The sequence below is a fragment of the Oligoflexia bacterium genome, from assembly GCA_034439615.1.
In the GTDB taxonomy this organism is placed as follows: Bacteria; Bdellovibrionota; Bdellovibrionia; order JABDDW01; family JABDDW01; genus JAWXAT01.
Genome location: JAWXAT010000031.1, coordinates 62,896 through 88,065, shown reverse-complemented (window position 1 = coordinate 88,065; position 25,170 = coordinate 62,896). Strand labels below are relative to the sequence as shown.

Sequence of the window (25,170 nt, the reverse complement as noted above, 5' to 3'; positions counted from 1 at the left end):
AACCTCTTTATTTTTATTCGATAACTTCGCGGGCAAGACCGGAGCTTAGTTTTAGCGCCCACTCTATGGCAAGGCGCATACTTGTAGCATCTGCCTTATCAAGGCCGGCGATATCGAATGCCGTTCCGTGATCAACGCTTGTTCGAACAAAGGGAAGTCCCCATGTTACGTGTACTCCCTTTTGCCCATGTACAGTCTTAAAGGGAATAAGCCCTTGATCATGGTAGAGAGCAAGATAAAGACTATATCGTGCCCAATGATTTGGAGTAAAGGCCGAATCTGGTACAAGGGGTCCTTCGAGAGCAACTTTTTGTTCTTTTAGTCGCTCTAAAACCGGCTGAATAAATTCGAATTCTTCATTTCCAATAAGTCCTGCATCGCCAGCATGGGGATTTAACCCAAGTACACCGAGTGGCTTTTTAATTATGTTTTTCACACCTAGGTGATGAAGGGTTTTTATAAATCGTGTGGCAGAGAGAACCGCTGTTTCAATACTGTGTGCTGAAAGTTTAGAGCTCACTTGGCTAATTGGGCAATGCCCCGTCGCCAGCATGACATTAAACTCACTGCCTAAAAAAGTCATATAGACATTCTGTGTTTTTGAAATACGTTTTAAAATATCAGTATGTCCAATGTCTTTAAGGCCGCTAGCTTTTATTGTTGGTTTTGAAAGTGGTGCGGTTGCTAAACCATCAAGGTGTTTAAAAAAACATGCAGAGGCGGCTTCTTCAACCCAAGTTGCGGGATTAGAATTTAAACAAATGTCGACAAGTTCTTTGTTTGAGCTTGGCATTTTAGTTAGTGCTTCAGCCCAACTATTTGTTGAAATAAGTTTGAATTCTTTTTTTATTCGCTGAAGATCTCGTTTTGGAAACTCAGAATTTCGCCACAATAAAAACTGTACATTTTTTCGTGGCCCAATTTTATTTAATGCTTTTGCTACTACCTCAGGGCCGATGCCGTGGGCGTCGCCGCTGGTGATTGCGATTCGTAAAGGGCGCAACATGAAGACCGCCTAATTAATCTTGATGAAGGCCTCTTGCCTTTTTTGATCAAGCCAAAATTGAAATTGTTTTACAAAAGCTTTTTGATAAAGTTCGTTGCGAATAACATCTTTTTTCTTTTCAAACTCAGCGTCAGACACAACATGTCTCTCAAGAAGTTTTACGATGTGATAACCAAGCTTTGTCTTTACTGGTTTTGCCACTTCGCCGGGACTCAATGTTTTAAAAGAATCTTCAAGGGGTGGTAGTGTTTCCCCGGCTCTAAAAGTACCTAAAAAACCACCTTCGTTAAAACCTGGGTCTTCGCTGTATTGACTGGCAAGTGCTTCGAAGTTGCCTGCGTTTTTTATTTTTTCATAAACTTCTTGTGCTTTTTTTTGTTGTTCAGAATCAGAGCGTTTACCTTCGCGAAATAAAATATGGGAAACTTTGTATTCAAAACTTGTAGCGCTTGAAGATTTATTTTTTACTTCATACGCAGAAGCTACGTCTTCATCGCTGATTTTAATTTTTGATGTGATGGCTTTTTCAATTACACTTTGTCGCTCGATACGCTTTTTAATAAATTCTTGGTAATCTGAAAAATTTGTCCCCTCTTTTTTAAGAGCGGCTTTAAGCTGTTCGCGCGAAATGCCATTGCGACCTTGTATTTGATTTACTTCTTGCTCGACTCTTTCAAAGGTGATGCTTAGATTTTGTTTTTTAACTTCATCGTCAACGATGCGCTCATCAATAATATGCTTTAATAAAGCCTTTTCATCTTTGAGGAGAGCTTCGGCGCTGTTACCCAAAAGATCATCGATAATTGTGCCTGAGCGTAAACGCTCCTTGTATTTCCAAATATCTGATTTCGTGACAATGGTGCTATTAACAATAGCTACGATTGATTCCACGATTTCTGCGTGCGTAGCCAGAGAAAATAGAAAAACTAATGTGATCAATAAAGGCTTCATTTTTGAGCATCCTCAGTGTGTATTTTCATGGTCTCTAATAAAGAGTCATTTCGCTCTACTTTAGCTTTTTTAATTTCTGTTTCCAGCCATTTTTGAAAGCCTTCTTGCTGTCTTTCCATAGCTAGTCGCATCATTAGGCGCTTCTTAACCTGATCAAAGCTCTGACGCGTCTGGTCTCTCTTGTCAAGGACCTTTATAACGTGAAAACCGTAATTACTTTTTATCACACCACTTAGTTGGCCTTTGCGCATATTAAAGGCGGTATCAAAAGCTGGAGTTGTACCTTTACTGACATAACCAATATCACCACCCTCTGCTCCGTCAGGTGAAATGCTAAATCTTTTTGCAAGATCAGACATCGGCGTGCCTTCTCGGATTTTTTTCATTAATCTTTGTGCGTCGTCTTCTTTGGTCACTACTATTTGTTGAAGATGAACTTGCGCTGGGCGAATAAATTCACTTTTATGCTCTTCATAAAATTTTTGAGCGTCGGCTTCTAAATCTTTTTGTTGGGTCCCAGTGGAGTTATCAATTACTTTAAAAACTTTTTTCTCTAACAGAGATTTTGTAATGCGCTCACGCCACTCATCTATACTTAAGCCTTCAGTGGCCAGGGCTGTTTTAAATGTAAAATCATCTGGGTAAGTTTTTCTTACGCGATCAATCTCAATATCAATATCTTGTTGGGTGACAACAAGGTCTTTGCTCGTTGCATACTGCCGTAGCAAAGTAGAAACAATAAACTCTCGAATTACAGCTTCCTTTGCTTTTCGAATAATTGCTGGGTCTTTTGCAGCTAGAGCATCAAATTTTTTTAATTGTCGAGCTAGTGATTTTGCAAAATCAGTGGCTATAAGAGCCTCGCCATTTACAATAAGTACAGGGGATTTTGCCGCAGGCGGAGCTTTTTTAGTGCATCCACTAAGAATGGCGGTAGTTAAAAGTAGAGCTGAAAATAACCGAAGAGTTTTACTTAACGGCGTCATTATTGACGGAGATTTTGTAGCTCTTTCTCATTTTGTCAAAATATTCATTAAAAAGAGTCATTTTCTTTTTCTCAAAAACAGCGCCACGAATGAGCCTCTTGTTTGCTTCGGCGAAAGTGTGTTGACCTGTTTTTTTAATAATATGAAATCCAAAAGGTGTTTCAACAACTCCTGAAATCTCACCATTTTTAAGTCTAATAGCTGATTCGTAGTAGCTTGTAGCAAGTGAAAATCCGGGCACTAATGAAAGGCGCGCTTGATAACCAACATCACCGCCAGTATTTTTTGTAGCCAAATCATCTGTATAAAGTTTTACAAGTTCTTCAAAAGGACGCTTACTCTTTTTAACTTCAGCATTAATTTCTTCAGTACGTTTTCGAGCAGCCGCGCGTTCGGCTTCATTAGCGCTGGGCTTTATTTCAATGAGAATGTGACTTGTTCGTACTTCAGGGTTTGATGCGTAGTAAGATTTCATCTCATCTTCTGAGACGACAATATTGTCTAACTTGTCTTTGAGATCTTTTTCGATAAGGCCCGCGTAAAGCTGTTGGCGAATGCGCTCAGCAATGATCGGGTCTTTTGCCATATTACGTTTTTCTGCTTCTTGAACACCCATTTCATAACGGATGAGATCGTCGAGAAATATTTTTTTAGTTGGAGGATTCGCTGCTTTTTTACGAACGTCTTCGTAGCGGCGATTAAATTCATCAAGTGTAATTGATTTGCCACCCACCGTTGCCACAACGTTTGATTGTGCAAAGGCCGAGAAAGACAGTGCGACGAGACATAAAATGAGCATCAATGAGCGCATAAAACCTCCATGTTATATACATTTGACGCTAGCATGCAGCTTATTGAAACTCAAAAAGAAAGTTATTCTTTGAGATATTCAACGAAGCCCTAATCGGAAGTTTTAAATCGCCGTCATTTGGGATCACTTTTGAAAAAACATGAGGCTCTGCACCCAGCGCGTCAATTGTTTCGCTACCTGAGATTAAGGGTTTTTTATCGCCCTTTTCATGGATTGAAAACTTCACAGGTGCTGCAACCTCGATTACATGACTTTCAATAATGAAATTAAAACGCAACTCATTTGTTGTGGTCGCAGAAGCCTGCGCATATACGGTCATATTTTTTAAATGAATAACTCCAATATAGGGAGAATTTTTTTTTGTGAAAACAACTCCTGAAGGTTCAAAGCCTGCGCCAAATCTTGGTTTTTTATCTGAAAGAACGATATTTAATTTGATTTTATTATTTCCTCTTAAAACAACTATAGTTGAATTTTTTGGCGCTCTTTTAATTTTTTTATCAAACTCTGCAGCAGTTATTATGGGGTAACCATTAAGACTCAAAACTTTATCGCCAACCCTAACGCCAGATTTTTCAGCAACGCTCTTAAGTAAAAAATGTTTAACTATAGGCGTGTTGTCGCCAGAATACGAGCGTGCAACAGGAATGAGCGGAACAGATGGTGTATGCGCTGCGGGACTATCAATTTCTGATTGCGAAACAAAATCATCTGATGAAGAAGATTTCTGATTTGTAGTACATGCAGCGATGCTCAAGCTCGCGCTTAAAATAAAAATCATTCGAAATAATTTAGATTTCATCAAGTGGTCTCCCCAACAAAAGTGCTTGCGCTTTACCTCGAGCGATATGAAGTTTATATTCTAAATCCCCTTCGAGCTGCGCAATGTTATTCTCACTCACTGCTTCTGGAAAATCTAAGGGCTTATCAAAGTAAACAATGACCTTGGCAAAAGGCCAAGGAAGATAAGTTTTATTCCATGATTTATGAAATACCAATGCACCTTGACGAGCAACACCGGTGGGTACAACTGGCGTTTGAGCATGTTTGGCTAAATACCAAACACCAGGCTTCACTTTATGACGCGGCCCTTTGGGCCCATCGACTGCAACAGTGGCATTGTAGCCACTCTCTACAAGTTTCACCATTCCAAGAAGTGCTCGCGCACCGCCTCGAGTACTTGAGCCGCGACTGATTCCAAAACCAAAATATTTTAGAACCCTTGTCATGAGCTCGCCATCTTTAGAGGTGCTTGTCATGGCGGCGCACTTGTAGCGAGGCCCAAGGCGTAAGACGACCATTTCATCACCATGCCAATGAGCAAAACTAACGGAGCCTTTTTTTCTAAGTGTTGTGAAATCTGGATGCTCAATAACTTCAAATCGCCAAGTGCTTGACCACAGCCAATAAAAAGCTGAGATCAATGGCGGCAAAAAAAGTGTGCGCATCACGGTATTTAATTATCCTTAAGAAGTTTTTTAAATTCAGCAGTCAAAGCCGGTAAAATTTCAAAAAGATCTCCCACGATTCCGTAAGTGGCTTTTTGAAATATCGGAGCTTCTTTATCTTTATTAATTGCTACGATGACTTTACTAGAACTCATTCCTGCCAAATGTTGAATAGCGCCGCTAATTCCAACCGCTATATAAAGTGTGGGAGAAACCGTTTTGCCTGTTTGCCCAACTTGCATATCATGGGGAACCCAACCAGCATCTACTACGGCGCGTGAAGCGCCAACAGTGGCGCCTAAAGTGCTCGCTAATTCTTCTAACAACTTAAAATTCTCTGGGCCTTTTAGACCTCGGCCACCAGAGACAATGATATTTGCCTCTGTAAGATCAAGTTTGTTTGATGTTCCCTTAACAACTTCTTTAATAATTGTTTTTAGATCAGTTGGAGGCGCTGGAACTTCAATAACTTCAGCAGATTTACCTGCTTCAGGTTTTCCGGCTTCAAGTGCATTTGGTCGCATGAGTAAAATCTTTGTGGGGCTGTTACTAAAAACAACATCAGCTGTGACTTTACCAGCATACATGGGGCGTTTTGCACTAACGTCTGCTCCGTTAATTGTAAGTGTCACACAATCACTAGCAACACCACAACCCACGCGGCCCCCAACACTTGGAAATAAGTCTTTTCCCAAAACAGTAGCTGAAGCTAAAACAATTGCCGGAGTTTTTTCTTTTATCACTTGGCTTACAACGGCAGCATAGGCCTCGGGGTTATAGTTTTTTAATACATCAGCTTCACATGCAAATAATGTTGTGGCGCCAAAACTTCCAGCTTCAAGTGACAATGCTTTACTGCCGGGGCCGAGTGCAAGTGCTTGAACTGTTGCTCCGGCTTTTTTGGCTGCAGCTAATAACTCTGCTGAACTTTTTTTGATTTTTCCTTCTTTATGCTCAACAAAAACTAAAATGTTAGCCATTAGATCACCTTCGATTCTTCACGTAGAAGTTGTACGAGTTTTACAGCTTGTTCACTTGCAGTGCCTTCAAGCATTTTTCCCGCTTGGCGCCCCGGTGGAAGTTGAAAACCTTTATAAGAAATTTTTACTTCAGTGGCTGCAAGGCCAAGACTTGCGTAAGCGATTTCTTTAATTTCTTTTTTCTTAGCTTTCATAATGCCAGGTAAACTTGCATAGCGCGGAGTATTAAGCCCTTTATTTGCACCCACAACAGCGGGAACTTTTAATTCAATAACTTCTTTTGATCCGCCTTCAACTTCTCTTTCAACAACGACATTTGATTTATCGCCGCTGATTTCAAATTTAATTACAACAGTTGAATGAGGAGCGTTGAGATAACCTGCAAGGAGTTGACTGACTTGTGCGCAATCATCATCGATGGCTTGCTTGCCGGTGAAAACAACTCCAAATGGATCTTTTTTAATTGTCTCAGCTAAAGCTTTTGCAACAGCATTTGAATCAAGATTTTCAGGACCATCAATGAGTGTTGCATTGTCAGCACCCATGGCAAGTGCGGTACGTAAAACTTCTGTGGCCCGTGTTTTTGGCCCGAGAGTAATAACCGTAACGGTTGATCCGTCTGCAAGTTTGTCGCGAAGTTTTAGAGATTCTTCAACGGCAAATTCATCATAGGGATTTAATACCCATTTAATGTCATTAGTTTCGATTCCAGAACCATCTGACTTCACTCGAATTTTTGTTTCTGTATCGGGGACTTGTTTTACGCAAACAATAATATTCATGTGTTCTCCGCTTTTTAAAAATCTGACTATTATTGAGGTTTTTTTAACGTCTTGTCAACGGACCTTGACACAAGCCTTATAGCACCATAACTCTGAAAGGGTGAAAAAAACATATGTAGTACTTTTTGTGGCGGCATTAATTGCGGGCCTCTTGAGCGGCTACCGCGTCACGAATTCCTTTAAAGATGAAACCCCTCAAGATATTGCAAAACGAATTAGCGACTTTAATCTTGGGCTTACCCACTTTGAATTATCCAGTGAGCTGGGTCAGGCAAGCCCTGGTTGTTCGAGACCAAAAAACGGGTATGATCAATTTCGCCCCCATCGAACACCCGCCGTATTTCTTTTCGATAACTGCTCAATTACTTCAAGAGAGTTTAATTACAAAGAACCAGTAACACTTCTTCAAATACAATCCTTGGGCGATCTTCAAGACGGAAAGTTTCTAGGTTTGGCCGGGCTTTATAACGCCACATACCATTTTGATGACGGCGCACAAGTGGTTATTGATAATCAAAAACCAGTTATGAGCTTACAACTTCAATGTAAGGCGCAAGTAGTACATAAAAAGATTTTTGGATTTATACCTTCTCGAGACTATTCCGTTAGTTGTGTTGTTTTAGATGTTCTTGGAATTAAAAAAGGAACAGTTTTGTTAACAGAAAAATAAAACTGGTCTAACCTAAAAGCCTTACCTGTGGTGTCTTTAAGAAGAGTAGGGCTTTTACAACTTCTATAGAACGCAACACTGGCTTCATTTTGCTACCGATCCACATCCTAAGTTCATAAAAAGCCCCAAATGGGGGGATCCATGGAACGCGTTGGGGATCTCATGGAAGAGATGGGCTTTAACAAAGATGCGCAAGACTCTGTTAAAGCAGCGTTTATTAAAAATCTTATTAAACAAGCTTACGGTGTCGATGTGGCTTTGCCACTAAAGTATCAAAAGCTCACTGAAATTACAGGCGATGAAGGAATATTAATAGATAAAGAGGGCCAACTCTCTTTTAAATTTTAGTTGATACAATCACCGTTAATCACCTAGCTTCCCATACGAAGAGTCGTTGGAATAAGCTGGGAGATAAAATGAACAAATTCATCGTAATATTATCAATGCTGGTAAGCTCAGTTGTTTTTGCCATGCCGACGGTGGGTGATTTTATTGAGTACGATCGCCAAACCATTCAGGGCGATCGAACAATTTCAGAAACAGTAACTCAAGAAATAATATCATATAATACCATTACCAAAAAATTTCGCGAAAAAACTTCTGTTCGTTTGGTAGATGGCCGCATTCAAACTTCTGAGCGAGAAAATTCTTTGGAAGTTTTAATGGACGACAAAGAACTTGGCGATATTTTGAGTCGCTGTCGAAGCTACGGTGGCAAAACGGTAAATCTGCCAACACCTGCAGGAAATATTAGTACATGTGCCCTTCCTATGAACGACATCATGAATCAGCGAACAATTTGGTATGGAAAAATTCCATTTGGCGTAGTTAAAGACGAAGTCACTTTGGAGCTAACCGGTGATCGACAAGTGTTGATGCTAAAAAGTTTTCGCCCAGGAAAATAAATTTATTTAGCTAAGGCTTTTTCTAAAAGGTGATGTTGAAAAAATAATTCCTGATCACCAAATGCTGAGGCTATAAAGTTACTCTCAAGTTTAATGACGCCAATAAAAAACTTACCAGTAGACGCAGCACTTTCTCTTCCGAATACAGAATAGAGAACGACACCTGGTGATATGGATTGAAGCTTAATGCGCGTGTCAGTGGGATCATTTGCACTTAAGCTTTTAGTGAGTTCTGGATTAGGTACAAAAGTAATTTCATAGGGGTATCTTGGGAGTTGTACGGTAGAGCCATCAGTATTAACTGTTGCAGCTTTTGAAATCGGCAGCTCTCTTTCGCTGGAAATAAGCCCCGCAGCAACGACTGCTCTGATTGAATGTTTAAAAACCAAGCCCAAACCTTTTAATGCAATCCCCTCGGGCGGATCCACAATATTTCTAAAATCATTTGCGAATGGATTTTGATTTTCACCTTGGCCATTTAAGCTATACATAGCTTGAAAATCTACTGACTCTTGACCATCCACTAAAAGTTTTAATCCGATACCAGGTGTATAGGGTAAGCCAGCTTTTGCTAATGAAAATCTTAACAGGCCACCTCCCCCTGTTTCATACATACCCGTCCATCTCTTGAGTTCTGGATTTACTTCAAAGGTGACGAGCGCTGTTGCCCCGTAAGTGTGAATCGCTTTTTCTTTACCTTTTCTGCTCGGCAAAAAATCTGAACTCGCAGTGAAAGTTTCAAGTAATGACTTGCAGTCTAAAAGTTTGAGTAGATTTGGTGTTTTATTCGGAAGCAGTCCATTTGAGTAAGCTGTTCGTTGAATTTGTTGCCAAAGCATACTGCGTTTTTGATCTGCAGATAAACTTGGGCTATATCCATCGATTCCTTCAGCAAATGTAATCATAGAACTCAACGTAAGTAGCAAAAACAAAAAGCTCTTCATAACAAACAGACCCCATAATTAAATTTTGCATTTCAATTCATTAGCATTCTTTGTGCCACGTTACTTCGTCTGCGGATGAATCTGGGGTCTGAATGAATGGTTGAGGTTGTCGACGTTTCAGACAGTGAGGTATTATTTTTCAGATTTTGTGGAACCGAGTTTATTCTCTTTAAGAAATTTTTCGATTCTAAGATTTACGAACTCAGGCATATCGAGCATCGTGCAGTGTGATCCAAAAGCAACCTTTGTTAGTTCTGAACCTTTAATTCTTTTATGAAGGGCCTCTTGATATTTAAAGGGAGTTACCGTGTCTTTTTCACCTGCGATTATAAGTGTTGGAACATCAAATCGATCAAGCACTGAGCGGCCATCATAATTCATCATTGCTTCAAACAAGGTGAGAAAAACTTTTATATCAATTGAAGCCACACCTTTTAAATACACTTCAATATCTTTTACAGCAGTTAGGTGAGGATTAAAGCCTCCGGAAACTTGCATAAACCAAAGTGAAATGGGGTTGTACACCATTTTTTTCCAGAGATAATTACTTGTCTCTGGCAATTGTTCATAAGTTTTTTTCATCAATTCAAATGCTGCGACGGGAAGATTTGTTCCAAACATTCCCGTGATGGGGTTACTCGCAAAGCCATTGATCATTACAATATTGTTAAACATCTCAGGGTATAAATCATAAGCTCGAACCAGAAGTTGAGTTCCCCAGCTGTGACCCCAAAATGAAGCTTTTTCTAATTTGAGATGATCAACAACAGCTTTAATATCATTCACACAAGCATCAATAGTTAGTTGATCATGTTGTTGCGGTATGGGGCTTTGATGATGGCCGCGGTAATCAAGCATGATGACTTGATATTGGCTTGAAAAATATTTTACTTGGTGATGCCAATGATTGGTGAGGCACGCTATGCCGTAACACAAAATCAGTGGTGGCCCCTCCCCGCGCACTTCATAAAAAATGGGGGTTCCATCAAAGCTTGTAGCAAATCCTGTGGTTTTTTTAATGATGTTCATGTTTCTTTATTGTCCCTAAAAACGATAATTGTTTGTCCCACAGAAATGCGGTCGCCGTCTTGAAGTTTTTGATTCTTAACAGATTTTCCATTGAGTAAAACGGTATCGTGTCTTGATTTAAATTGTGCTGAGCCATCTTTATTGGGCAGCAATGCAAAAGCAATGGGTGGAGCTGAAGGTTCAAAGAGTAATCCCTCCACACAATGCGCCCCGATAAGCCGAGGTCCAAATCCGTATGTAAGGGATGTCCCCACTTGAATGCCCTCTATAAATTCTAAATTAAATGGGGGATTAAAAACCGCTATTCGCGTAACCACGGGTCCTTTTTTCTCTAATATATCTGAAGCCACGGCTAAGACGGCATCTACCGTTTCTTGCCAAGTTCCCTTATCAATTTCAGGGGAAGAAAGGGCTGCTGGTTGAGCTGTGACGCCAAGCTCTTTTATTAAAAGCTCGGTTTTTCCGATAGTTATCGTATCTCCAGCTTTGAGTGCGATTTTTTCAACTTTTACATTATTAACTAAAATCCCATTAGATGAACCCAGGTCTTCAACTTCAATGATACCTATCGAGGGGCTGAAAATTTTAGCATGTGGGTTAGAAGCTTTTTGATCTCTGAGCGCCAAATCACCCGTAGAGCGTCCAATGAGGGTTTCATCTTTGATTACGAATTCATCGTCCTTGCGAGGACCGCTCATTACCAAGATTTTGATAAACATGGCCTGTGTAATCCTTGATGAAAGACCTAACGGCGGTTCATATTGACCTTAAGTATAAGATTTAGAACAACAATTGAAAAGTCCCGTTCACTATGTTAGCTTCCCCAGACATTTTAATAATTGTTTTAATTCCTTGCTCCTAATCTCGAGGGTCGAGATGGGGGCTTTAACCGAAAGGATATAGTATTATGGAGACCCGTAACTACGAAACCGTTTTCATTACCAACCCCAACGCGGCTGAAACAAAAGTTCAGGACATCAAAAACCGCAATCAACAAATTATCGAGAATCATAATGGTAAAATTTTGAATCTCGATGATTGGGGTAAGAAAAAAATGGCGTATGCCATTAACAAAGAGCCCAAAGGGCACTACTTTTGTCTAACCTACAGCGCAAATAATGAATGTGTCGCAGAAATTGAACGCAATATGCGTATCAACGAAGAGATCTTTCGTTTTTTAACTGTAAAGATTGATGACAAAGTAGATCCAATGGCAGCAATCGCTGCTTATAAAGTGCGCCTTGAATCTCATGCAAAAAGAGAAAAAGAACGCGCCGAAAGAGACGCTGAACGTAATTCCGATCGTGGTAGTTTCAAAGGCGGCCCTCGTGAAGGTGGCGGACGATTTCATGACAGAGGTGATCGTCCAGAACGCAGCGATCGAGGCGACCGACCTGAAAGAGGCGATCGTTCCGAGCGTGTAAAACCCGAATCAGCGCATGAAGTAGATGCTGATATTCAAGGTGATGAGGAGTAAAAAATGGCTAATTTACCGAAGAAAAATTTTAACAGAAAAAAAGCCTGCAAGTTTTGCACTGATAAAGAAATGTCTATTGATTACAAAGACTATAAAACTTTGAACATGTTTCTCACTGAGCGCGCGAAGATTGTTCCTCGTCGCATCAGCGGAAACTGTGCGTATCATCAAAGATATTTGACCACAGCAGTTAAACGCGCACGTTCATTGGCCCTCGTCGGATTTACAGCTTCGAGCGACTGATGAATCTTCGTGGGATTCTTTCAACCATTATCCTTTCTGCAATAGCGCTGGTGCTCACGGTGACAACGGTTATCTTGACGCCACTACCGCTCATGCTAGTGCGTCGTAATGGGGGGCGTTTAAACTTCTTTATTGCGTCGCTTTTAGGATTAGGCTTTATCGCCTGGTTTGGAACGCCTTCTATAATGGTTCTTTTTTCTGCAGCCGTCATTTTGACTTTTGTTTTCTGTGAGTGTGAAAACCAAAACATTGGTTATTCTACTGCAGCATTTGTAAGTCTTTTGGTCGTCAGCGGATTAGGAACTATTGCACTTGGCGTTGTGATTCAAAATAATGGTTTTGAACCTGCAAGTTTTTTTACAGCGCAAATCGATGGCGCGTTGGCTCAGCTAAAGCTTCCAGCGGGCATTAAGATTGATAAAGATGCGTTGGTGAAACAAATTCCTTCAGCCCTTTTGATAATGGTGATTTTCTCAATTTGGCTGAGTTCAATTCTTGTTTCGCGCGTTGAAAAACTTTTAGGTTGGGTTCCCACGAAACAAAAACATATTTTTGCAAGTAGTGAGCTAAGAAATTGGAAGCTGCCAGATAGTTTTGTTTGGATTGCACTAGCAGCAGCTGCCGGCACTTTTTTTAATAAGGTTGAACCTGAAAGTGTTCACTGGCTTGCAACAAATGTTTTTAACGTTGCCGTTATGCTTTATTTCTTCCAAGGTTTAGCAGTAATTGTCGATTTTTTTATTGTGAAGCAGGTCTCCGTTTTCTGGAGAGCTATGGCTTATTTTTTCATATTTTCGCAGCTCTTTTTGATGGTCGCCTTTTTAGGTTTCGTAGATCTCTGGATGGGATTTCGTAACAGGCAAAAATCAGATAAAAGTGCAGCACGTAATTTTGGAGAGTAAAAATGAAAGTTATTTTAGCACAAGATGTTCGTTCCCTAGGTAAAGTTGGCGATCTCGTAAGAGTAGCTGATGGTTATGCGCGCAACTTTTTAGTTCCTCGCAAACTCGCGATGGAAGCAACAGAAGACCGCGTAAAAGAATTCAAGCACTTACAAACAATGGCAGATGCAAAGAAAAAGAAAGCATCAGCCTCTGCAAAGAAAGTCGCTGAGAAACTCTCGGGTCAAACTGTTACATTGCGCGCTCAAGCGGGCGAACAAGATAAACTCTTTGGTTCTATAACATCAGGTGACATTGCTAACGAACTCACCAAGGCTGGGTTCAACGTTGAGCGCCGCGACATTCAACTCGATGAGGTTATAAAGGTTTTAGGCCAATACCGAGTGAAAGTTAGGATTGCTACTGGTGTAGAAGCTGAAGTTAAAGTAAACGTAGAGCGAGAAAAGTAAGCGCTTACTAACTAACACGCGCTTAAGAACTGGTAAGGGTATATGACAAGGCTTCCTCCACAAAATCTGGAGGCCGAGCAGTCGGTTATGGGTGGGGTCATGATTGATCCCAATGCCCTTGATCGCGTGATAGACATCATTAGTGAAAACGACTTCTACAAGGCCGCAAACAGAAAAATATATAATGCAGTTCTTGGGCTTCGACAACGTAACCAGCCCGTGGATTTGCTTACAGTCACGTCTGCGCTTCGCGATGAAGGTATTCTAGATGCTGTTGGTGGTACGTCGTACCTTGCAACTGTAATTGATCAAACTCCTTCATCAGCAAATATCATGTCGTATGCAGAGATTGTAAAAGAGAAGTCAACGCTTCGAAAACTCCTTGAGAGTTGCAATAGCATTATCGAAAAAACCTACGAACAAAGTTATAGTGATCTTGATGCATTCCTCAACGAAGCAGAATCAAGTATTTTCTCTATTGCTGAAAAAGCAAAAGGCATGGGCCTTACTCATGCTGGGCTAATAATTAAATCAAGCCTTGATCGCATTGAATATCTTTATAATCAAAAAAGTTCAATGACGGGTGTGGCTTCAGGTATTACTGATCTTGATAAAATGACCAGCGGATTTCAGCCTGGCGAGCTCATCATCATCGCCGCTCGTCCTTCAATGGGTAAAACAGCTCTTTGTTTAAATATTGCTCAACACATAGCTTTAAGAGAGAAAAAATCTGTAGCGTTTTTCTCTCTTGAGATGAGTCAAGATCAAGTCATGATGCGTATGTTGGGTTCAGAGGCCCGAGTTAATCTTTCTGATCTTCGCGTTGGACGTGTATCAGATAGCGTTTGGCCAAAACTTATAAGTGTTGCAAGTAAGTTTAGTGAAGCTCCACTTTATATCGATGACACATCTGGTTCTAGCCCCTATGAGATTCGCGCAAAGTGTCGAAGGTTAAAGGCTCAAAAAGGTCTTGATATAGTAATTGTTGATTACCTACAAATCATGGATCTAAAAACAAAAGTAGAAAGTCGTGAGCGCGCGATCTCAGAAATTTCACGTAATATGAAGGCGTTAGCTAAAGAATTAAAAATTCCGGTAATTGTATTGTCCCAAATTAATCGAGGCGTTGAAGGTCGAACAGATCGAAGGCCAATGCTTTCCGACTTAAGGGAGTCCGGCTCAATCGAGCAGGATGCTGACGTGGTCGCGATGATCTATCGCGACGAATATTACGATCGTGAAAATTCTGAAATTAAGGGCCAAGCAGAACTCATTATAGGCAAGCAACGAAACGGCCCAACGGGTGCGGTGAAGATGGCTTGGCTTTCTCAATACGGTACGTTTGCTAATTTACAGCCCACAGCAGAAGCCCCCGGCCCTACGACCCATACCTTCCCAAACGCCTAAATACTTTATTGTAAATTTGATGGTCCAGATTCAAGTGGTTTAGCAAAAAACCGTTGATGGAAAACTAACCTCTTGTTCAAATGAGGCTGTCGAATAAATAGGGGGAAGAAATTTATGGGGAACGAGCTGTTTAAAGCTGTCACAGGCGCCACGGGACTGCCCAGTGATTTAGTCGCAAATGAACTTTCAAAAGTACTATCAAATGTAGGCATCGCACGAGACGAAGTAACGCTCGAAGAATTACGCCTTGCCCTTGCCGAATATTTAAGAGAAGTAATTATTCACGCCAAAGATAAATTTGATGAAGAGGGCGGCATTGTCATTGAAGAAGTAATTTCTCCCGAAGATTTAGGCAAAGAATAATTTAAAAAATAACTTGTAATCATTCAGGCCTCCAAATCATACCAAAATTCGAGTGACAACCATGCTTGATGAGGATGCTTTGACTGGGCTTAAAGAAATTGCTCAGAAAAAAGGAGTTAAGTATCAGACTCTTTTAAATAAGATCGTCAGAAGCTACGTCCATGACGTGAGCACTCCCTACGGAAAAAAAGAAGGACTTACTGAGGAAGCTGTCCGTAAAATTGTTAAAGAAGAGCTTAAAAAGAAACGAGCCTAACTCCTTACCACCCGCCACTAGATTGAATAGCAAAACTTGATTTGAATCATATGCACCTCATGACTATGTCGCGCTTGCGGACTTCATTTTCTTAAGTCAGAAATCATCGCCCTATGAAGTTAGGTATCTAATAGAAGCCTAACTCTATAGGTGTAATCTTGTAGTACTTATTTCGCTTTGTATTTCGAAACAAACATCGGTCAGAAACTATTAGGTTCCTGAACGTTTCTTGAGGACGATTTCCTCCATACGAGCCAGTCTGTCTTCAAGGCTTTGCTCATTCATGAAAACTTCTCTAAGCTTTTGGTTAATGAGGGTCTGATAAGGAACATGTCGCTTTGCTGCGATCTTGCGAATTTCATCAACTACGTCAAGGTCAACGAACATATTCACGCGAAATTTTCCCTTTTTAGGATTGAATTCATCAGATCCAATTTCTATTTTTCCAGTTTTAATTTTTTTCATGATATTTCTCCCATTCTTCTATTAACTCATCCCTGCGTTTTTTGACTTCAGTCATAATCCTGTCCAAAGTGCCTTGCGAAAAATCCGTTTTGTCATCCATGAAAACCAGGGTCAGTAAGTTGATCCGCACCCCTGTTCCACATCCCTCGACATGTACATGCGGAGGGTTGTGATCGTTCACGTTGATTTTAAACTTCAGCGATTCAAAGACAAAAATAACCGGCGACATGGGTATATTATACACATATAATGGGCAATACTCAAATGTTAATTGCCCCACTTAAGGGCACGATTTCAAACTGGTATTTCGTTAAAGCTTGAGCTAGTGAATATCTACCAGTAACAGCGCTCTAGATGGAACTGTTCGAGGCTCTTTGAGCTGTAGGCTTCAAACACTAGATTGAATAGCAAAACTTGATTTGAATCATATGCACTTCATGACTATGTCCGCTGGTGGACTATTGGTTAAATTTAGGATTGTTTCTCAAGATAAAAGGCTAATCCACTTACTAGCGCACATGAGACACTGCCCCAGGCTATATCTACGAGCATGAAATCCCATGGCCAGTGTTTTAAAACGGCGCGATTTGTAAAGTCATATACGCCGTAGACCACTAACCCATAGATTGCTCCGTATATGAGCGCTTCAGTGAGAGTCGCCTTCTTGGGAGTTGCTACGAGTGTTAATAAGCCCAGTGTTAGAAAAAAATAAACAAAACCTGCTTCAAAATATTTTAATTTAATTGAGCCATTTTCTGAATCAATGAGTGGCAAAAGCCGTTGGTGGAAAAAATCTCCAACGACTAGTTTAAACCACAATGCATCAAGGGTGATGAAGGCGATAAATGTTGCGATCCAGGTTGTTGGTTTGAGTGCCATACCCAATACTATTGTTTGCTGGAAGCTGTTGGTACTTTGATTTTATAGGTAGTGATTTTTTTTCTGAGAGTGTTTCTGTTGATTCCAAGAAGTTCTGCGGTTTTAATTTGGTTGCCACCTTGTAAGCGTAGGGCCAATTCGATCATGGGCCGTTCAACTTGCTCCATAACTTGGCTATAGAGATTTTTTACGCGGCCACCTTCTTCGATTTGTTTTAAAATAACTTCGAGTTTGCTGCGAACAAGTTTTTCTAGACTGACCTTATTTAAATTAGCAACAAATAAATTGTTTGATTGTCCGTGTGATGGCGTCACGTGTTATTCCCCCTAAACTCCTCGAGTGTTGGGGTTCCATATATATTTATGCAGTTGAAGTTGCAAGCGGACATGTAAAGAATCACTTAATATTTTTTCAGCTAAGCTTTTATTAGACATGGTTTCAAATGCGGGACTCATAAACACGGTGCATTTTTTTTCTAACGATTTTTCAGATATTAGTTGCTTTGCCCATTCATAATCATTTTCGCTGCACAGAACAAACTTAATTTGATCTTGTGGATTCAGTGCTTCAAGATTTTTGAAATTAAAACTATTCCCTGCGTCACTATCGGGGGTCTTAATATCGATAACCTTTATAACGCGTGAATCAACTTGAGTTGTGTCATAATAACCATTTGTTTCTAAAGAAACGGTATAACCTTGATCACAAAGATTTTTCATTAAAGGTAAAATGTTTTTCTGCGCCATAGGTTCACCACCAGTGATGCAAACGTGTTGAGCTTTGTATGATTTTATTTTTGTTTCTAATTGTGAAAGTAAAAACTCAGTGCCTTCATAATAACTATATTTTGTATCACAATAATTACAGCGAATATTACAGCCCGTTGTGCGCACAAAAACAGTGGGCCATCCAGCAAGTGTTGACTCCCCTTGAATGCTATAAAAAATCTCATTAATTTTTAACGAGAGATCTTGATTCTGTTTTTCTGTGTGATTCGTTTCAAGCATGGAGCCCTTCATACATCAAAAGCACCATTTATGCACTGCGACAGGGCCTTTTGTCGAGATAAATTCGCAGCATATATGACTTTAGCCTAATATTTTTAAATACTTAGAGGTAGGGTTAGAGTGGTTCCAAAAGCTGGCTTCATATACAATTAAATCATGGCTCCTCTACTTGAAAAGTTTCGTCGTGATATTGTGGGCACTCTTTGGGCCGCACTTGGGCTTTTTTTAGCTCTAGCACTCCTAAGTTTTAACCCCGCGGATCCTTCATTTAATTCGGCTTTAAAAGTTTCTCAAAATTATAAAGCGGGTCTCGCCGTTCATAATTTGTGCGGATACTTCGGAAGTTTTTTAAGTGATATTTTTTATCAAGTATTAGGAATTTCTTCTTGGCTAATCATTGTCGGCACACTTCGAAGATCAGCTCACGCATTTCAAGGTAAGCCCATGCCCGCGGGAAAACTGCGCATGCTTTGGGGCGTGTTACTTCTCTTGGTATTTGCAAGTCTCTTTGGACTCTATTTACCTGAAACAAGAATATTTCAAAACCATGTTTCTTTGGGCGGTGCTGTAGGAGTTATTGTTAGTCAGGGCCTTGTGAATATTTTTAATCGAGCCGGTGTTGGCATCATTTTATGGACGTCAGCTGTTGTGCTTGTGATTTTTTACACTGAAAAACGACTTACTGAGATATTGCCGCGCAATATGTTTAATCCGTTTTCTATTTTAGTAGCATGGAAAGCAAAATTTAAAATTTCCGCCCTGAAATTATTTAAACGAAAAGAAAAGCCCGCACTTGTCATTACGCAAAGTGGTATGCGAGATGGCCTCATACATAATAATCCAGTGAAATTTTCATTAGACTCACAAGCAAGTGGTGCTGATGACTCTGAAGAAACGGGCTCATTTGCCTCAGTCATTAGAAATCCCATGGCTGCTAAAAAAGAAAAAATTGCTAACAAGCTAAAAGCTGTTTTTAACCAAGCGCCAAGGCTCGTAGAAAATTGGGAACTTCCAAACCTTAATCTTTTAAACGACCCTCCCGGTGGCCAAAAGAAAATTGATGAAAGAGAAATTTCTCGCAACGCTCGTTTAGTTGAGCAAAAGCTCGCAGAGTTTGATGTGCTCGGGCAAGTTGTAGAGGTAAAACCCGGGCCCGCAGTCACCATGTATGAGTTTAGACCGGCAGCGAGTATTAAGATTAATGACATTACAAAATTAACAGATGATCTGTCTTTGGCGCTTTCTGCTGAATCACTCAGAATCATTGCCCCCATACCCGGGCGTGATGTGGTGGGAATTGAAACATCAAATAGTAAGCGCGATACGATTTACATGAAAGAGCTTCTTGAGTCGCGAGATTTTTGGTCTGAAGATATAAAGCTCCCTGTAGCGCTTGGTAAAAATGTCAGTGGTGAACCAAAAATTATTGATCTAAGAAAAATTCCACATCTCTTGGTCGCAGGAACAACGGGCTCAGGAAAAAGCGTTTTTATAATGTCGCTTGTTACAAGTCTCATCATGCGCCATTCACCAAAAACCCTAAGACTTATAATTGTTGACCCAAAGCAAGTTGATTTGGCTGTATTTCATCAAATTCCACATTTACTTATGCCACCGGTAAAAGATGCAAAGCCCGCAGTGAACACATTAAAATGGCTCATTCGTGAAATGGAAAAGCGTTACAGATCAATGAGCAGGTTTAACAGTAAAAGTATTGAAGCTTACAATGATGCCGTCACCGCAATAAAATCTGATGAGCTTGAAACACATCGCGAAAGAATTAAAGCTTTTGAAGATAATCCACAAACCGCTATGCAGTCATATTATTGTGAGCAACAACCTTACATAGTTGCTGTTATTGAAGAGTTTGCAGATCTTATGTCGGTAGATAGAAGTGGTGTTGAGCCCGCAGTTGTTCGCTTGGCGCAAATGGCTCGAGCTTCGGGTATTCATTTAGTAATTGCTATGCAGAGTCCGAGACGTGAAGTTCTAACGGGTTTGATTAAAACAAACTTCCCCGGACGCATTAGTTTTAAAGTGGCGAGCAAAGTAGATTCAAGCATTGTTCTTGATCAACGTGGCGCTGAAAGACTCTTATCTGTTGGAGATATGCTTTACTTAGCGCCTGGTTTATCTCAGCCACAGCGTTATCACGGTGCATTTTTGCGTGATGAAGAGATGACGGCTGTTAGTGAATTTTGGATGAAACAGGGTACACCGCAGTTTAATTCTACGGCGGTATTATCAATGGAAGAGGCTGAGAACGCTGGCAGCGATGACGAATATATGAACCCTGATCGTGAAGAGGGTTATGATGAAGTTGTAGCTTTTGTGACGAGTCAAAGAGAAGTCAGTGCAAGTCTTATCCAGCGGCGATTTAGATTTGGTTATCCTAAGGCTGCAAGACTTATTGAAATTCTTGAAAATGAAGGTGTTGTTGGACCTTCAAATGGCAGTAAGCCACGCTCAGTACTTGCAAATAAAATTAGCTAATCTTTTTCTCACACTGTGATAAGACAATAAGTCATATGAAAAAAATAATCGCCATGCTTATTTTTAATTTCGCACTTGTGTTGGCTCTGTCATCAAGCGCTAATTCGGCAATGCCACTTCAGCGGATTTTGCGAGAGGCTGAAAATCTTTCGCTTAATCATGATCGAATATTGGCCAGTAACGTACTTCAAAGAAATTTGAAAAAAGCGTCAACAGCAGATACCCCCGTTTTACGCGAAAAACTTCTTCAGCTATCAAAACTCTTTTATACAGACGAAGGGTTTCGAGCTCATTTATCGGGCAAGGAGTTATTCGCTCAACAAAAATACGCAGACGCACTTGAAAAATTTCAAGAAGCCGATGAACTTGAAAAAGGAAATACCGATGTTTTGCACATGTTAATAATATCGCAGGTACAATTAAAAAAAACAGCTCTTGCATTAGTTGAACATAAGCGCGCAATTCAAATGTGTCCCATTGATATTGAATTACAAAAAGATTATTTGATGATTCTTGTGGCGCAAGAAAAGTGGAAAGAAGCCATAGAGCAAGCTGACTTGTTAGCTAAGGAATATAATGACACATCAACCCAGACTCAAAAAGATCGTGGCCATGCACTTTACGAGCTAACGCTTAAACATGATGCCAAAAAAGCATTTGAAGGGGCCGTTCATAAAGATCCACGCTTTCCTGAGCCGTATTACTATCTATCTCTGATTAAAGAGAAAATCGAGGCGCAGAAACTTTTGACGAAATATGTGAATCTCTGCAAAGATAAAAGCTCAATGAAGTACGAGCGAGAACTCAATCTTTGTTCGAAGCAGCTAGAGGCTGAGAAGAGGTTAGCTCCATGAAGTTAATTCAAAAATTATTTTTGATCTGTGTTTGCGTTGCGGCACTGGTCGGATGCGGCGTTAAGGGTGATCCAGTCCCTCCCGCAACACCAGCGGAAATTGGGCGTGGTAAACCATTGTTTAAGGGCGAAGAGGTTGATTCGTCTATTGTTCCAAAGCGCAAAGCGCCAGCAATTGAGCAAAAAGATGAACAAGAAAACGACAACGAGTAAAACTAAAACTGAATCTAGCCCCGGACTTCATTTTACTAAAATGACGGGTACGGGAAATGATTTTATTATTTTCGATGCTCGCGAAAAAACATTCCCCAAATTTGATCGTAAATTACTGGCGCAATCTTTATGTCGAAGACATTTTAGCGTTGGTGCAGACGGAATTATATTTATTGAAAAATCTAAAAAAGCGCACGTCGCATTTAAATGGGATTTTTACAATGCAGATGGAAGCCCGGCTGACATGTGTGGCAACGCCGCTCGATGTGTTGCTCGCTACGCACTTGAAAAAAACATCAGCGATCGTACAACAAGTTTTGAGACAGTAGCTGGGGTAGTAAACGCACGTGTGAAGCCCAACGGAATGGTAGAGGTTGAAATGCCAAAGCCTGCGATATTAGAAAAATTTTTGCAAGTACCGGTAGGAAGTGCTTCCCTTGATATTTTTTATGTAAACACAGGTGTACCACATGTCGTTAAGCAAACAGATGATTGGGAGGGAGACTATCTAAAAGAAATGGGTAGTTATCTGCGTAATCATGAGCTCTTTGAAAAAACAAATGGAGCCAACGTTACCTTTTACGAAGTCATCGGTGAAAAAACAATTCAATCTGCAACTTATGAACGCGGTGTAGAGGGTATAACGCTAGCTTGTGGCACCGGTGCCGTTGCGGCAGTTGCTGCGGCCGTGCTTGGCGGAATGAAGGGCTCGGTAGAAGTGAAAGTGCCTGGTGGCATGCTTCACGTTGATACAGATTCAGATTTAAGTTTTGCCACACTAGCCGGTGAGGCGCGTTTTATTTGTGAAGGTGAAATTAAGCCGGAGGCACTTTTGTGAGCGGTGTTTTAAGTCATTTTTTTGAAGGTGTTACAACGGCACTTATTACACCCTTTAAGAATGGGGAAATAGATTTTAATTCACTAAAAACACTTTTACGTTTTCAAATTGATAATGGCATTGAAGGTTTTGTTGTTTGCGGAACCACCGGCGAATCAACAACCTTGAGTTTAGAAGAAAAAACAAAACTTTTAAATTTTGTTATTACTGAAATTTCAGGCCAAGTTCCGGTCATTGTAGGAAACGGCACATTTAGCACACAAGAGAGCATTTATCTTGCCAGTGTATTTGAAAAAATAAAACCCGGTGGTCTACTGACCGTGACACCCTATTACAATAAGCCTCCACAACGTGGGCTTGTGAAACATTATGCGGCAATTGCTCAATCCACAAAACTTCCGATCATTTTATACAACGTACCCTCTCGCACATCGCTTAAGATGGAACCCGAAACGGTTTTAGAAATTGCAATGGCCAATGAGAATGTCGTGGGTGTTAAAGAGGCTGCTGGGGATATAGAGGTGATTAAAAAATTGAAAAAAATATGCCCAAAAGATTTTATGATTTTATCTGGCGATGATGGAACCTTCACTGAAGCGATGGCTTACGGTGCTCAAGGTGTAATTAGTGTTCTTTCGCATGTTGTACCCAGCTGGTGTGTGAAGGCTGCAGAAGCTGGGCGTGAGAGTTTTAAGTTGGGTAAAAAAAGTGAAGTGGTTGATAAACTAACCAGTGAGATAAAAGAAGTGTGTGATCTTCTTTTTTGTGAGGCAAATCCAATTCCTGTGAAATGGGCTATGAAAGAAATGGGAATTATTGAATCAGGTGAACTGCGGTTGCCGTTAGTGGAGCTTGATAAAAAGTTTCATAAGCCAATGCTAGATGTATTAAGAAAAATGGGGTCATTGTGAAAACAAGTGCCCAAATACAGGTGGCTGTTTTTGGCGGATCAGGTCGCATGGGTAAAGAACTCGTAAACCTAATCTGTAAAGAAACAAAATTAAATTTATGCGCCAGTATAGATGCAAAATCCGCTGTCACACTTGGGAATCTTAAAAAATATTTTCCCGATGTCGTTATCGATTTTTCAAGCCCCGAGGGAACCGTTCAAATCGCCAAATGGTGCGCGCAAAACAAAGTAGCCCTTATTACTGGCACCACGGGCCTAAAAGAGTCTCAAGAAAAATCAATTCAAAAGGCATCTAAAAAAACAGCGATTTTTAAAAGTGCAAATATGGGTTTGGGTATCAATGCACTAGCGGGAGTATTTAAAGAATTTTTAAAAACATTCTCAGCTACAGAAATAGAAATTGAAGAGACCCATCATCGTCATAAAAAAGACCGGCCCAGTGGTACGGCAAAATTTTTATTAAATGAAGTCAAAGCCAGTATTCCTAAGGGCCGCAAAATTAAAATTGGTGAGCCCGTAAGTCTGCGTGGTGGTGAAATTTTTGGTGTTCATAAAGTTAATTTTTATGCAGACGGCGAATGGCTCAGTTTTGAACATACTGCCACTGATAGATCGATTTTTGCTCGAGGTGCACTTAAAGCTGCTCAATGGATTAAGGGTAAAAAACCAGGAATGTACTCAATGAAAGATATGCTTTTTAATGGGTAGGGCAATCGTCAGTCTAGGTTCAAATTTAGGCGATCGAAAAGACATGCTTAAGCAAGCTTTAGAGCGCATTTCTTTTTCTAATAAAATTTTATCAATCAGTGAAATCTATGAGACTTATCCACGTGCCGGCGATGGCCGAGACCCGTATCTTAATTGTTGCATCGAACTTGAAACCGACATGAATAGCTTTCAGCTTATGCAGTTTTTAAAAGAGACGGAAAGACAACTTACCGATACCCAAGATAATGAACGGTTTAACTATAGCTCCATTGATTGTGACCTTATTGCTTTTGAATTAGAGGTCATCATGACGCCCCAACTAACTCTCCCCCACCCCGACGCTTATAGTCGGGCTTTTGTTATGATTCCACTGTCTGAAATTAAACCCGATTGGAATCACCCGATTTTGAATAAAAATGCCAAAGACCTAGCTCATGATGTTTATTGGCCAGGATGGGGAACTTTCTTTGCTCACGGCAAGACCCTACTTGATTTTTAAGCCCAGCCAATCTACATCTAAGTCTTCGAAAAGCTTGAGCCGGAGGCGCCATGAAAATCTATATAGACAGTGCAGACATTAAAGACATTAAAGAAGCTCTATCCATGGGGCTATGTGATGGGGTTACAACAAATCCTACACTTGTAGCAAAAACAGGACGCGACTTTCGTGAAGTGCTTAAAGATATTTGCAATGCGGTAAATGGCCCCATTTCTGCGGAAGTAATTAGTCTTGAAGCAGATAAAATTATAGCCGAAGGCCGTGAGCTCGCAAAAATTCATGACAATATTGTAGTTAAAATTCCCATGGGTATTGAGGGCGTAAAAGCGGTAAAGCAATTTGCGGCTGATCGTATAAAGACTAACGTCACCTTGATATTTAGCCCACTTCAAGCGCTTCTTTGTGCAAAAGCGGGTGCAAGCTATGTAAGTCCATTCGTTGGCAGATTAGATGATGTTGGCGCTGTGGGTATGCAGTTGATTAGTCAAATTAGAAAGATTTTTGATAATTATGACTATTCAACAGAGATCCTCGTTGCCAGTGTTCGCGGCCCTATTCATGTGCTTGATGCAGCTCTCACAGGAGCAGATATTGCCACCATGCCTCTCTCTGTAATTAAATCACTTTCAAGTCATCCATTAACTGACAAAGGCATTCAATTATTCTTAAAAGATTGGGAAAAGGTTCCTAAGTAAA

Annotated in this window: 34 protein-coding genes; 18 read left to right on the top strand and 16 right to left on the bottom strand. The window is 40.4% G+C overall.

The genetic code is table 11. The features are described 5' to 3' along the window. Positions 1-13: 13 nt before the first annotated feature. Genes SGI74_07180 through SGI74_07145 form a run of 8 tightly spaced genes read right to left on the bottom strand, consistent with a single transcriptional unit; the run spans position 14 to position 6,964 of the window. On the bottom strand, positions 14-1,006 hold the full coding sequence (locus tag SGI74_07180) for a 4-hydroxythreonine-4-phosphate dehydrogenase PdxA (GenBank protein MDZ4677280.1): 993 nt from the start codon (positions 1,004-1,006) through the stop codon (positions 14-16). Between the two features lie 9 nt (positions 1,007-1,015). Next, positions 1,016-1,957, bottom strand: coding sequence for a peptidylprolyl isomerase (locus SGI74_07175; protein ID MDZ4677279.1), 942 nt, complete (start codon positions 1,955-1,957; stop codon positions 1,016-1,018). After that, positions 1,954-2,943 (bottom strand): peptidyl-prolyl cis-trans isomerase, encoded by a 990-nt coding sequence (locus SGI74_07170; GenBank protein ID MDZ4677278.1) that lies wholly within the window; start codon positions 2,941-2,943, stop codon positions 1,954-1,956. Before SGI74_07170 ends, SGI74_07175 begins: the two co-directional genes overlap by 4 nt. Continuing rightward, positions 2,927-3,754, bottom strand: coding sequence for a peptidylprolyl isomerase (locus SGI74_07165; GenBank protein MDZ4677277.1), 828 nt, complete (start codon positions 3,752-3,754; stop codon positions 2,927-2,929). The genes SGI74_07170 and SGI74_07165 overlap by 17 nt, the downstream gene beginning before the upstream one ends. Before the next feature lie 40 nt (positions 3,755-3,794). Then, positions 3,795-4,556, bottom strand: coding sequence for a site-2 protease family protein (locus tag SGI74_07160; protein ID MDZ4677276.1), 762 nt, complete (start codon positions 4,554-4,556; stop codon positions 3,795-3,797). Continuing rightward, positions 4,546-5,202, bottom strand: coding sequence for a lysophospholipid acyltransferase family protein (locus tag SGI74_07155; protein ID MDZ4677275.1), 657 nt, complete (start codon positions 5,200-5,202; stop codon positions 4,546-4,548). Before SGI74_07155 ends, SGI74_07160 begins: the two co-directional genes overlap by 11 nt. Positions 5,203-5,210: 8 nt before the next feature. After that, on the bottom strand, positions 5,211-6,182 hold the full coding sequence (locus SGI74_07150) for an electron transfer flavoprotein subunit alpha/FixB family protein (GenBank protein ID MDZ4677274.1): 972 nt from the start codon (positions 6,180-6,182) through the stop codon (positions 5,211-5,213). Beyond that, positions 6,182-6,964 (bottom strand): electron transfer flavoprotein subunit beta/FixA family protein, encoded by a 783-nt coding sequence (locus SGI74_07145; protein ID MDZ4677273.1) that lies wholly within the window; start codon positions 6,962-6,964, stop codon positions 6,182-6,184. The genes SGI74_07150 and SGI74_07145 overlap by 1 nt, the downstream gene beginning before the upstream one ends. Before the next feature lie 100 nt (positions 6,965-7,064). On the opposite strand from SGI74_07145, the gene SGI74_07140 reads away from it, so the two are divergent. From SGI74_07140 to SGI74_07130, 3 genes are all read left to right on the top strand, one after another. Then, on the top strand, positions 7,065-7,634 hold the full coding sequence (locus SGI74_07140; protein ID MDZ4677272.1) for a hypothetical protein: 570 nt from the start codon (positions 7,065-7,067) through the stop codon (positions 7,632-7,634). 141 nt (positions 7,635-7,775) lie between these two features. Further along, positions 7,776-7,982 carry a hypothetical protein gene (locus SGI74_07135; GenBank protein ID MDZ4677271.1) on the top strand — a complete coding sequence of 69 codons (207 nt, stop codon included), beginning with the start codon at positions 7,776-7,778 and terminating at the stop codon, positions 7,980-7,982. A gap of 68 nt (positions 7,983-8,050) precedes the next feature. Beyond that, positions 8,051-8,539 carry a hypothetical protein gene (locus SGI74_07130; GenBank protein MDZ4677270.1) on the top strand — a complete coding sequence of 163 codons (489 nt, stop codon included), beginning with the start codon at positions 8,051-8,053 and terminating at the stop codon, positions 8,537-8,539. A gap of 2 nt (positions 8,540-8,541) precedes the next feature. Here the strand turns inward: SGI74_07130 and SGI74_07125 are convergent, their stop codons facing one another. From SGI74_07125 to SGI74_07115, 3 genes are all read right to left on the bottom strand, one after another. Next, positions 8,542-9,483 carry a hypothetical protein gene (locus tag SGI74_07125; GenBank protein ID MDZ4677269.1) on the bottom strand — a complete coding sequence of 314 codons (942 nt, stop codon included), beginning with the start codon at positions 9,481-9,483 and terminating at the stop codon, positions 8,542-8,544. Between the two features lie 132 nt (positions 9,484-9,615). After that, on the bottom strand, positions 9,616-10,512 hold the full coding sequence (locus SGI74_07120) for an alpha/beta hydrolase (protein MDZ4677268.1): 897 nt from the start codon (positions 10,510-10,512) through the stop codon (positions 9,616-9,618). After that, complete coding sequence (locus tag SGI74_07115) at positions 10,509-11,231, bottom strand: FHA domain-containing protein (protein MDZ4677267.1); 723 nt, start codon at positions 11,229-11,231, stop codon at positions 10,509-10,511. Before SGI74_07115 ends, SGI74_07120 begins: the two co-directional genes overlap by 4 nt. A 188-nt stretch (positions 11,232-11,419) precedes the next feature. On the opposite strand from SGI74_07115, the gene rpsF reads away from it, so the two are divergent. From rpsF to SGI74_07080, 7 genes are all read left to right on the top strand, one after another. Further along, positions 11,420-11,989, top strand: coding sequence for a 30S ribosomal protein S6 (gene rpsF / locus SGI74_07110; protein ID MDZ4677266.1), 570 nt, complete (start codon positions 11,420-11,422; stop codon positions 11,987-11,989). Between the two features lie 3 nt (positions 11,990-11,992). Next, the gene (rpsR, locus tag SGI74_07105; GenBank protein ID MDZ4677265.1) at positions 11,993-12,232 is read left to right on the top strand and encodes a 30S ribosomal protein S18; all 240 of its coding nucleotides are present in this window, start codon (positions 11,993-11,995) and stop codon (positions 12,230-12,232) included. After that, complete coding sequence (locus SGI74_07100) at positions 12,232-13,134, top strand: DUF2232 domain-containing protein (GenBank protein MDZ4677264.1); 903 nt, start codon at positions 12,232-12,234, stop codon at positions 13,132-13,134. Before rpsR ends, SGI74_07100 begins: the two co-directional genes overlap by 1 nt. Positions 13,135-13,136: 2 nt before the next feature. Next, positions 13,137-13,583 carry a 50S ribosomal protein L9 gene (rplI, locus tag SGI74_07095; protein ID MDZ4677263.1) on the top strand — a complete coding sequence of 149 codons (447 nt, stop codon included), beginning with the start codon at positions 13,137-13,139 and terminating at the stop codon, positions 13,581-13,583. A gap of 42 nt (positions 13,584-13,625) precedes the next feature. Beyond that, the gene (gene dnaB / locus SGI74_07090) at positions 13,626-14,990 is read left to right on the top strand and encodes a replicative DNA helicase (GenBank protein ID MDZ4677262.1); all 1,365 of its coding nucleotides are present in this window, start codon (positions 13,626-13,628) and stop codon (positions 14,988-14,990) included. Between the two features lie 114 nt (positions 14,991-15,104). Further along, the gene (locus SGI74_07085; GenBank protein ID MDZ4677261.1) at positions 15,105-15,353 is read left to right on the top strand and encodes a hypothetical protein; all 249 of its coding nucleotides are present in this window, start codon (positions 15,105-15,107) and stop codon (positions 15,351-15,353) included. 52 nt (positions 15,354-15,405) lie between these two features. Next, entirely contained in the window at positions 15,406-15,609 is a 204-nt protein-coding gene (locus tag SGI74_07080) for a hypothetical protein (protein MDZ4677260.1), read from the top strand. A gap of 210 nt (positions 15,610-15,819) precedes the next feature. Here the strand turns inward: SGI74_07080 and SGI74_07075 are convergent, their stop codons facing one another. The 5 genes from SGI74_07075 to SGI74_07055 all read right to left on the bottom strand — a co-directional run bounded on the left by SGI74_07075 (position 15,820) and on the right by SGI74_07055 (position 17,960). Then, entirely contained in the window at positions 15,820-16,074 is a 255-nt protein-coding gene (locus SGI74_07075) for a hypothetical protein (protein ID MDZ4677259.1), read from the bottom strand. Continuing rightward, positions 16,061-16,303: a DUF4160 domain-containing protein gene (locus SGI74_07070; protein MDZ4677258.1), complete on the bottom strand. Its 243-nt coding sequence runs from the start codon at positions 16,301-16,303 to the stop codon at positions 16,061-16,063. Before SGI74_07070 ends, SGI74_07075 begins: the two co-directional genes overlap by 14 nt. A gap of 242 nt (positions 16,304-16,545) precedes the next feature. Beyond that, positions 16,546-16,953, bottom strand: a complete 408-nt coding sequence (locus SGI74_07065; protein ID MDZ4677257.1) for a DUF2177 family protein — start codon at positions 16,951-16,953, stop codon at positions 16,546-16,548. An 8-nt stretch (positions 16,954-16,961) separates the two neighbouring features. Continuing rightward, a complete protein-coding gene (locus tag SGI74_07060) occupies positions 16,962-17,267 on the bottom strand; it encodes a helix-turn-helix domain-containing protein (protein ID MDZ4677256.1) in 306 nt (101 codons plus the stop codon). Between the two features lie 12 nt (positions 17,268-17,279). Next, the gene (locus SGI74_07055; protein MDZ4677255.1) at positions 17,280-17,960 is read right to left on the bottom strand and encodes a radical SAM protein; all 681 of its coding nucleotides are present in this window, start codon (positions 17,958-17,960) and stop codon (positions 17,280-17,282) included. A 156-nt stretch (positions 17,961-18,116) separates the two neighbouring features. Between SGI74_07055 and SGI74_07050 the strand changes: the two genes are divergently transcribed. The 8 genes from SGI74_07050 to fsa are packed head-to-tail and all read left to right on the top strand — an operon-like array spanning position 18,117 to position 25,169. Then, positions 18,117-20,453, top strand: a complete 2,337-nt coding sequence (locus SGI74_07050) for a DNA translocase FtsK 4TM domain-containing protein (protein MDZ4677254.1) — start codon at positions 18,117-18,119, stop codon at positions 20,451-20,453. 35 nt (positions 20,454-20,488) lie between these two features. Next, complete coding sequence (locus SGI74_07045) at positions 20,489-21,307, top strand: hypothetical protein (protein ID MDZ4677253.1); 819 nt, start codon at positions 20,489-20,491, stop codon at positions 21,305-21,307. After that, complete coding sequence (locus SGI74_07040; protein ID MDZ4677252.1) at positions 21,304-21,519, top strand: lipoprotein; 216 nt, start codon at positions 21,304-21,306, stop codon at positions 21,517-21,519. The genes SGI74_07045 and SGI74_07040 overlap by 4 nt, the downstream gene beginning before the upstream one ends. Next, entirely contained in the window at positions 21,494-22,357 is an 864-nt protein-coding gene (gene dapF / locus SGI74_07035) for a diaminopimelate epimerase (GenBank protein MDZ4677251.1), read from the top strand. Before SGI74_07040 ends, dapF begins: the two co-directional genes overlap by 26 nt. Further along, the gene (gene dapA, locus SGI74_07030; protein ID MDZ4677250.1) at positions 22,354-23,268 is read left to right on the top strand and encodes a 4-hydroxy-tetrahydrodipicolinate synthase; all 915 of its coding nucleotides are present in this window, start codon (positions 22,354-22,356) and stop codon (positions 23,266-23,268) included. The genes dapF and dapA overlap by 4 nt, the downstream gene beginning before the upstream one ends. Continuing rightward, the gene (gene dapB, locus SGI74_07025; GenBank protein MDZ4677249.1) at positions 23,265-23,975 is read left to right on the top strand and encodes a 4-hydroxy-tetrahydrodipicolinate reductase; all 711 of its coding nucleotides are present in this window, start codon (positions 23,265-23,267) and stop codon (positions 23,973-23,975) included. The genes dapA and dapB overlap by 4 nt, the downstream gene beginning before the upstream one ends. Continuing rightward, positions 23,968-24,474 carry a 2-amino-4-hydroxy-6-hydroxymethyldihydropteridine diphosphokinase gene (folK, locus tag SGI74_07020; protein MDZ4677248.1) on the top strand — a complete coding sequence of 169 codons (507 nt, stop codon included), beginning with the start codon at positions 23,968-23,970 and terminating at the stop codon, positions 24,472-24,474. Before dapB ends, folK begins: the two co-directional genes overlap by 8 nt. Before the next feature lie 50 nt (positions 24,475-24,524). Further along, a complete protein-coding gene (gene fsa / locus SGI74_07015; protein ID MDZ4677247.1) occupies positions 24,525-25,169 on the top strand; it encodes a fructose-6-phosphate aldolase in 645 nt (214 codons plus the stop codon). Position 25,170: the final 1 nt, after the last annotated feature.

Coding starts and splice junctions, on each gene's coding strand:
- SGI74_07180 (MDZ4677280.1), bottom strand. CDS start 1,006: ATGTTGCGCCCTTTACGAATCGCAATCACCAGCGGCGACGCCCACGGC.
- SGI74_07175 (MDZ4677279.1), bottom strand. CDS start 1,957: ATGAAGCCTTTATTGATCACATTAGTTTTTCTATTTTCTCTGGCTACG.
- SGI74_07170 (MDZ4677278.1), bottom strand. CDS start 2,943: ATGACGCCGTTAAGTAAAACTCTTCGGTTATTTTCAGCTCTACTTTTA.
- SGI74_07165 (MDZ4677277.1), bottom strand. CDS start 3,754: ATGCGCTCATTGATGCTCATTTTATGTCTCGTCGCACTGTCTTTCTCG.
- SGI74_07160 (MDZ4677276.1), bottom strand. CDS start 4,556: ATGAAATCTAAATTATTTCGAATGATTTTTATTTTAAGCGCGAGCTTG.
- SGI74_07155 (MDZ4677275.1), bottom strand. CDS start 5,202: ATGCGCACACTTTTTTTGCCGCCATTGATCTCAGCTTTTTATTGGCTG.
- SGI74_07150 (MDZ4677274.1), bottom strand. CDS start 6,182: ATGGCTAACATTTTAGTTTTTGTTGAGCATAAAGAAGGAAAAATCAAA.
- SGI74_07145 (MDZ4677273.1), bottom strand. CDS start 6,964: ATGAATATTATTGTTTGCGTAAAACAAGTCCCCGATACAGAAACAAAA.
- SGI74_07135 (MDZ4677271.1), top strand. CDS start 7,776: ATGGAACGCGTTGGGGATCTCATGGAAGAGATGGGCTTTAACAAAGAT.
- SGI74_07130 (MDZ4677270.1), top strand. CDS start 8,051: ATGAACAAATTCATCGTAATATTATCAATGCTGGTAAGCTCAGTTGTT.
- SGI74_07125 (MDZ4677269.1), bottom strand. CDS start 9,483: ATGAAGAGCTTTTTGTTTTTGCTACTTACGTTGAGTTCTATGATTACA.
- SGI74_07120 (MDZ4677268.1), bottom strand. CDS start 10,512: ATGAACATCATTAAAAAAACCACAGGATTTGCTACAAGCTTTGATGGA.
- SGI74_07115 (MDZ4677267.1), bottom strand. CDS start 11,231: ATGTTTATCAAAATCTTGGTAATGAGCGGTCCTCGCAAGGACGATGAA.
- rpsF (MDZ4677266.1), top strand. CDS start 11,420: ATGGAGACCCGTAACTACGAAACCGTTTTCATTACCAACCCCAACGCG.
- rpsR (MDZ4677265.1), top strand. CDS start 11,993: ATGGCTAATTTACCGAAGAAAAATTTTAACAGAAAAAAAGCCTGCAAG.
- SGI74_07100 (MDZ4677264.1), top strand. CDS start 12,232: ATGAATCTTCGTGGGATTCTTTCAACCATTATCCTTTCTGCAATAGCG.
- rplI (MDZ4677263.1), top strand. CDS start 13,137: ATGAAAGTTATTTTAGCACAAGATGTTCGTTCCCTAGGTAAAGTTGGC.
- dnaB (MDZ4677262.1), top strand. CDS start 13,626: ATGACAAGGCTTCCTCCACAAAATCTGGAGGCCGAGCAGTCGGTTATG.
- SGI74_07085 (MDZ4677261.1), top strand. CDS start 15,105: ATGGGGAACGAGCTGTTTAAAGCTGTCACAGGCGCCACGGGACTGCCC.
- SGI74_07075 (MDZ4677259.1), bottom strand. CDS start 16,074: ATGAAAAAAATTAAAACTGGAAAAATAGAAATTGGATCTGATGAATTC.
- SGI74_07070 (MDZ4677258.1), bottom strand. CDS start 16,303: ATGTCGCCGGTTATTTTTGTCTTTGAATCGCTGAAGTTTAAAATCAAC.
- SGI74_07065 (MDZ4677257.1), bottom strand. CDS start 16,953: ATGGCACTCAAACCAACAACCTGGATCGCAACATTTATCGCCTTCATC.
- SGI74_07055 (MDZ4677255.1), bottom strand. CDS start 17,960: ATGCTTGAAACGAATCACACAGAAAAACAGAATCAAGATCTCTCGTTA.
- SGI74_07050 (MDZ4677254.1), top strand. CDS start 18,117: ATGGCTCCTCTACTTGAAAAGTTTCGTCGTGATATTGTGGGCACTCTT.
- SGI74_07045 (MDZ4677253.1), top strand. CDS start 20,489: ATGAAAAAAATAATCGCCATGCTTATTTTTAATTTCGCACTTGTGTTG.
- SGI74_07040 (MDZ4677252.1), top strand. CDS start 21,304: ATGAAGTTAATTCAAAAATTATTTTTGATCTGTGTTTGCGTTGCGGCA.
- dapF (MDZ4677251.1), top strand. CDS start 21,494: ATGAACAAGAAAACGACAACGAGTAAAACTAAAACTGAATCTAGCCCC.
- folK (MDZ4677248.1), top strand. CDS start 23,968: ATGGGTAGGGCAATCGTCAGTCTAGGTTCAAATTTAGGCGATCGAAAA.
- fsa (MDZ4677247.1), top strand. CDS start 24,525: ATGAAAATCTATATAGACAGTGCAGACATTAAAGACATTAAAGAAGCT.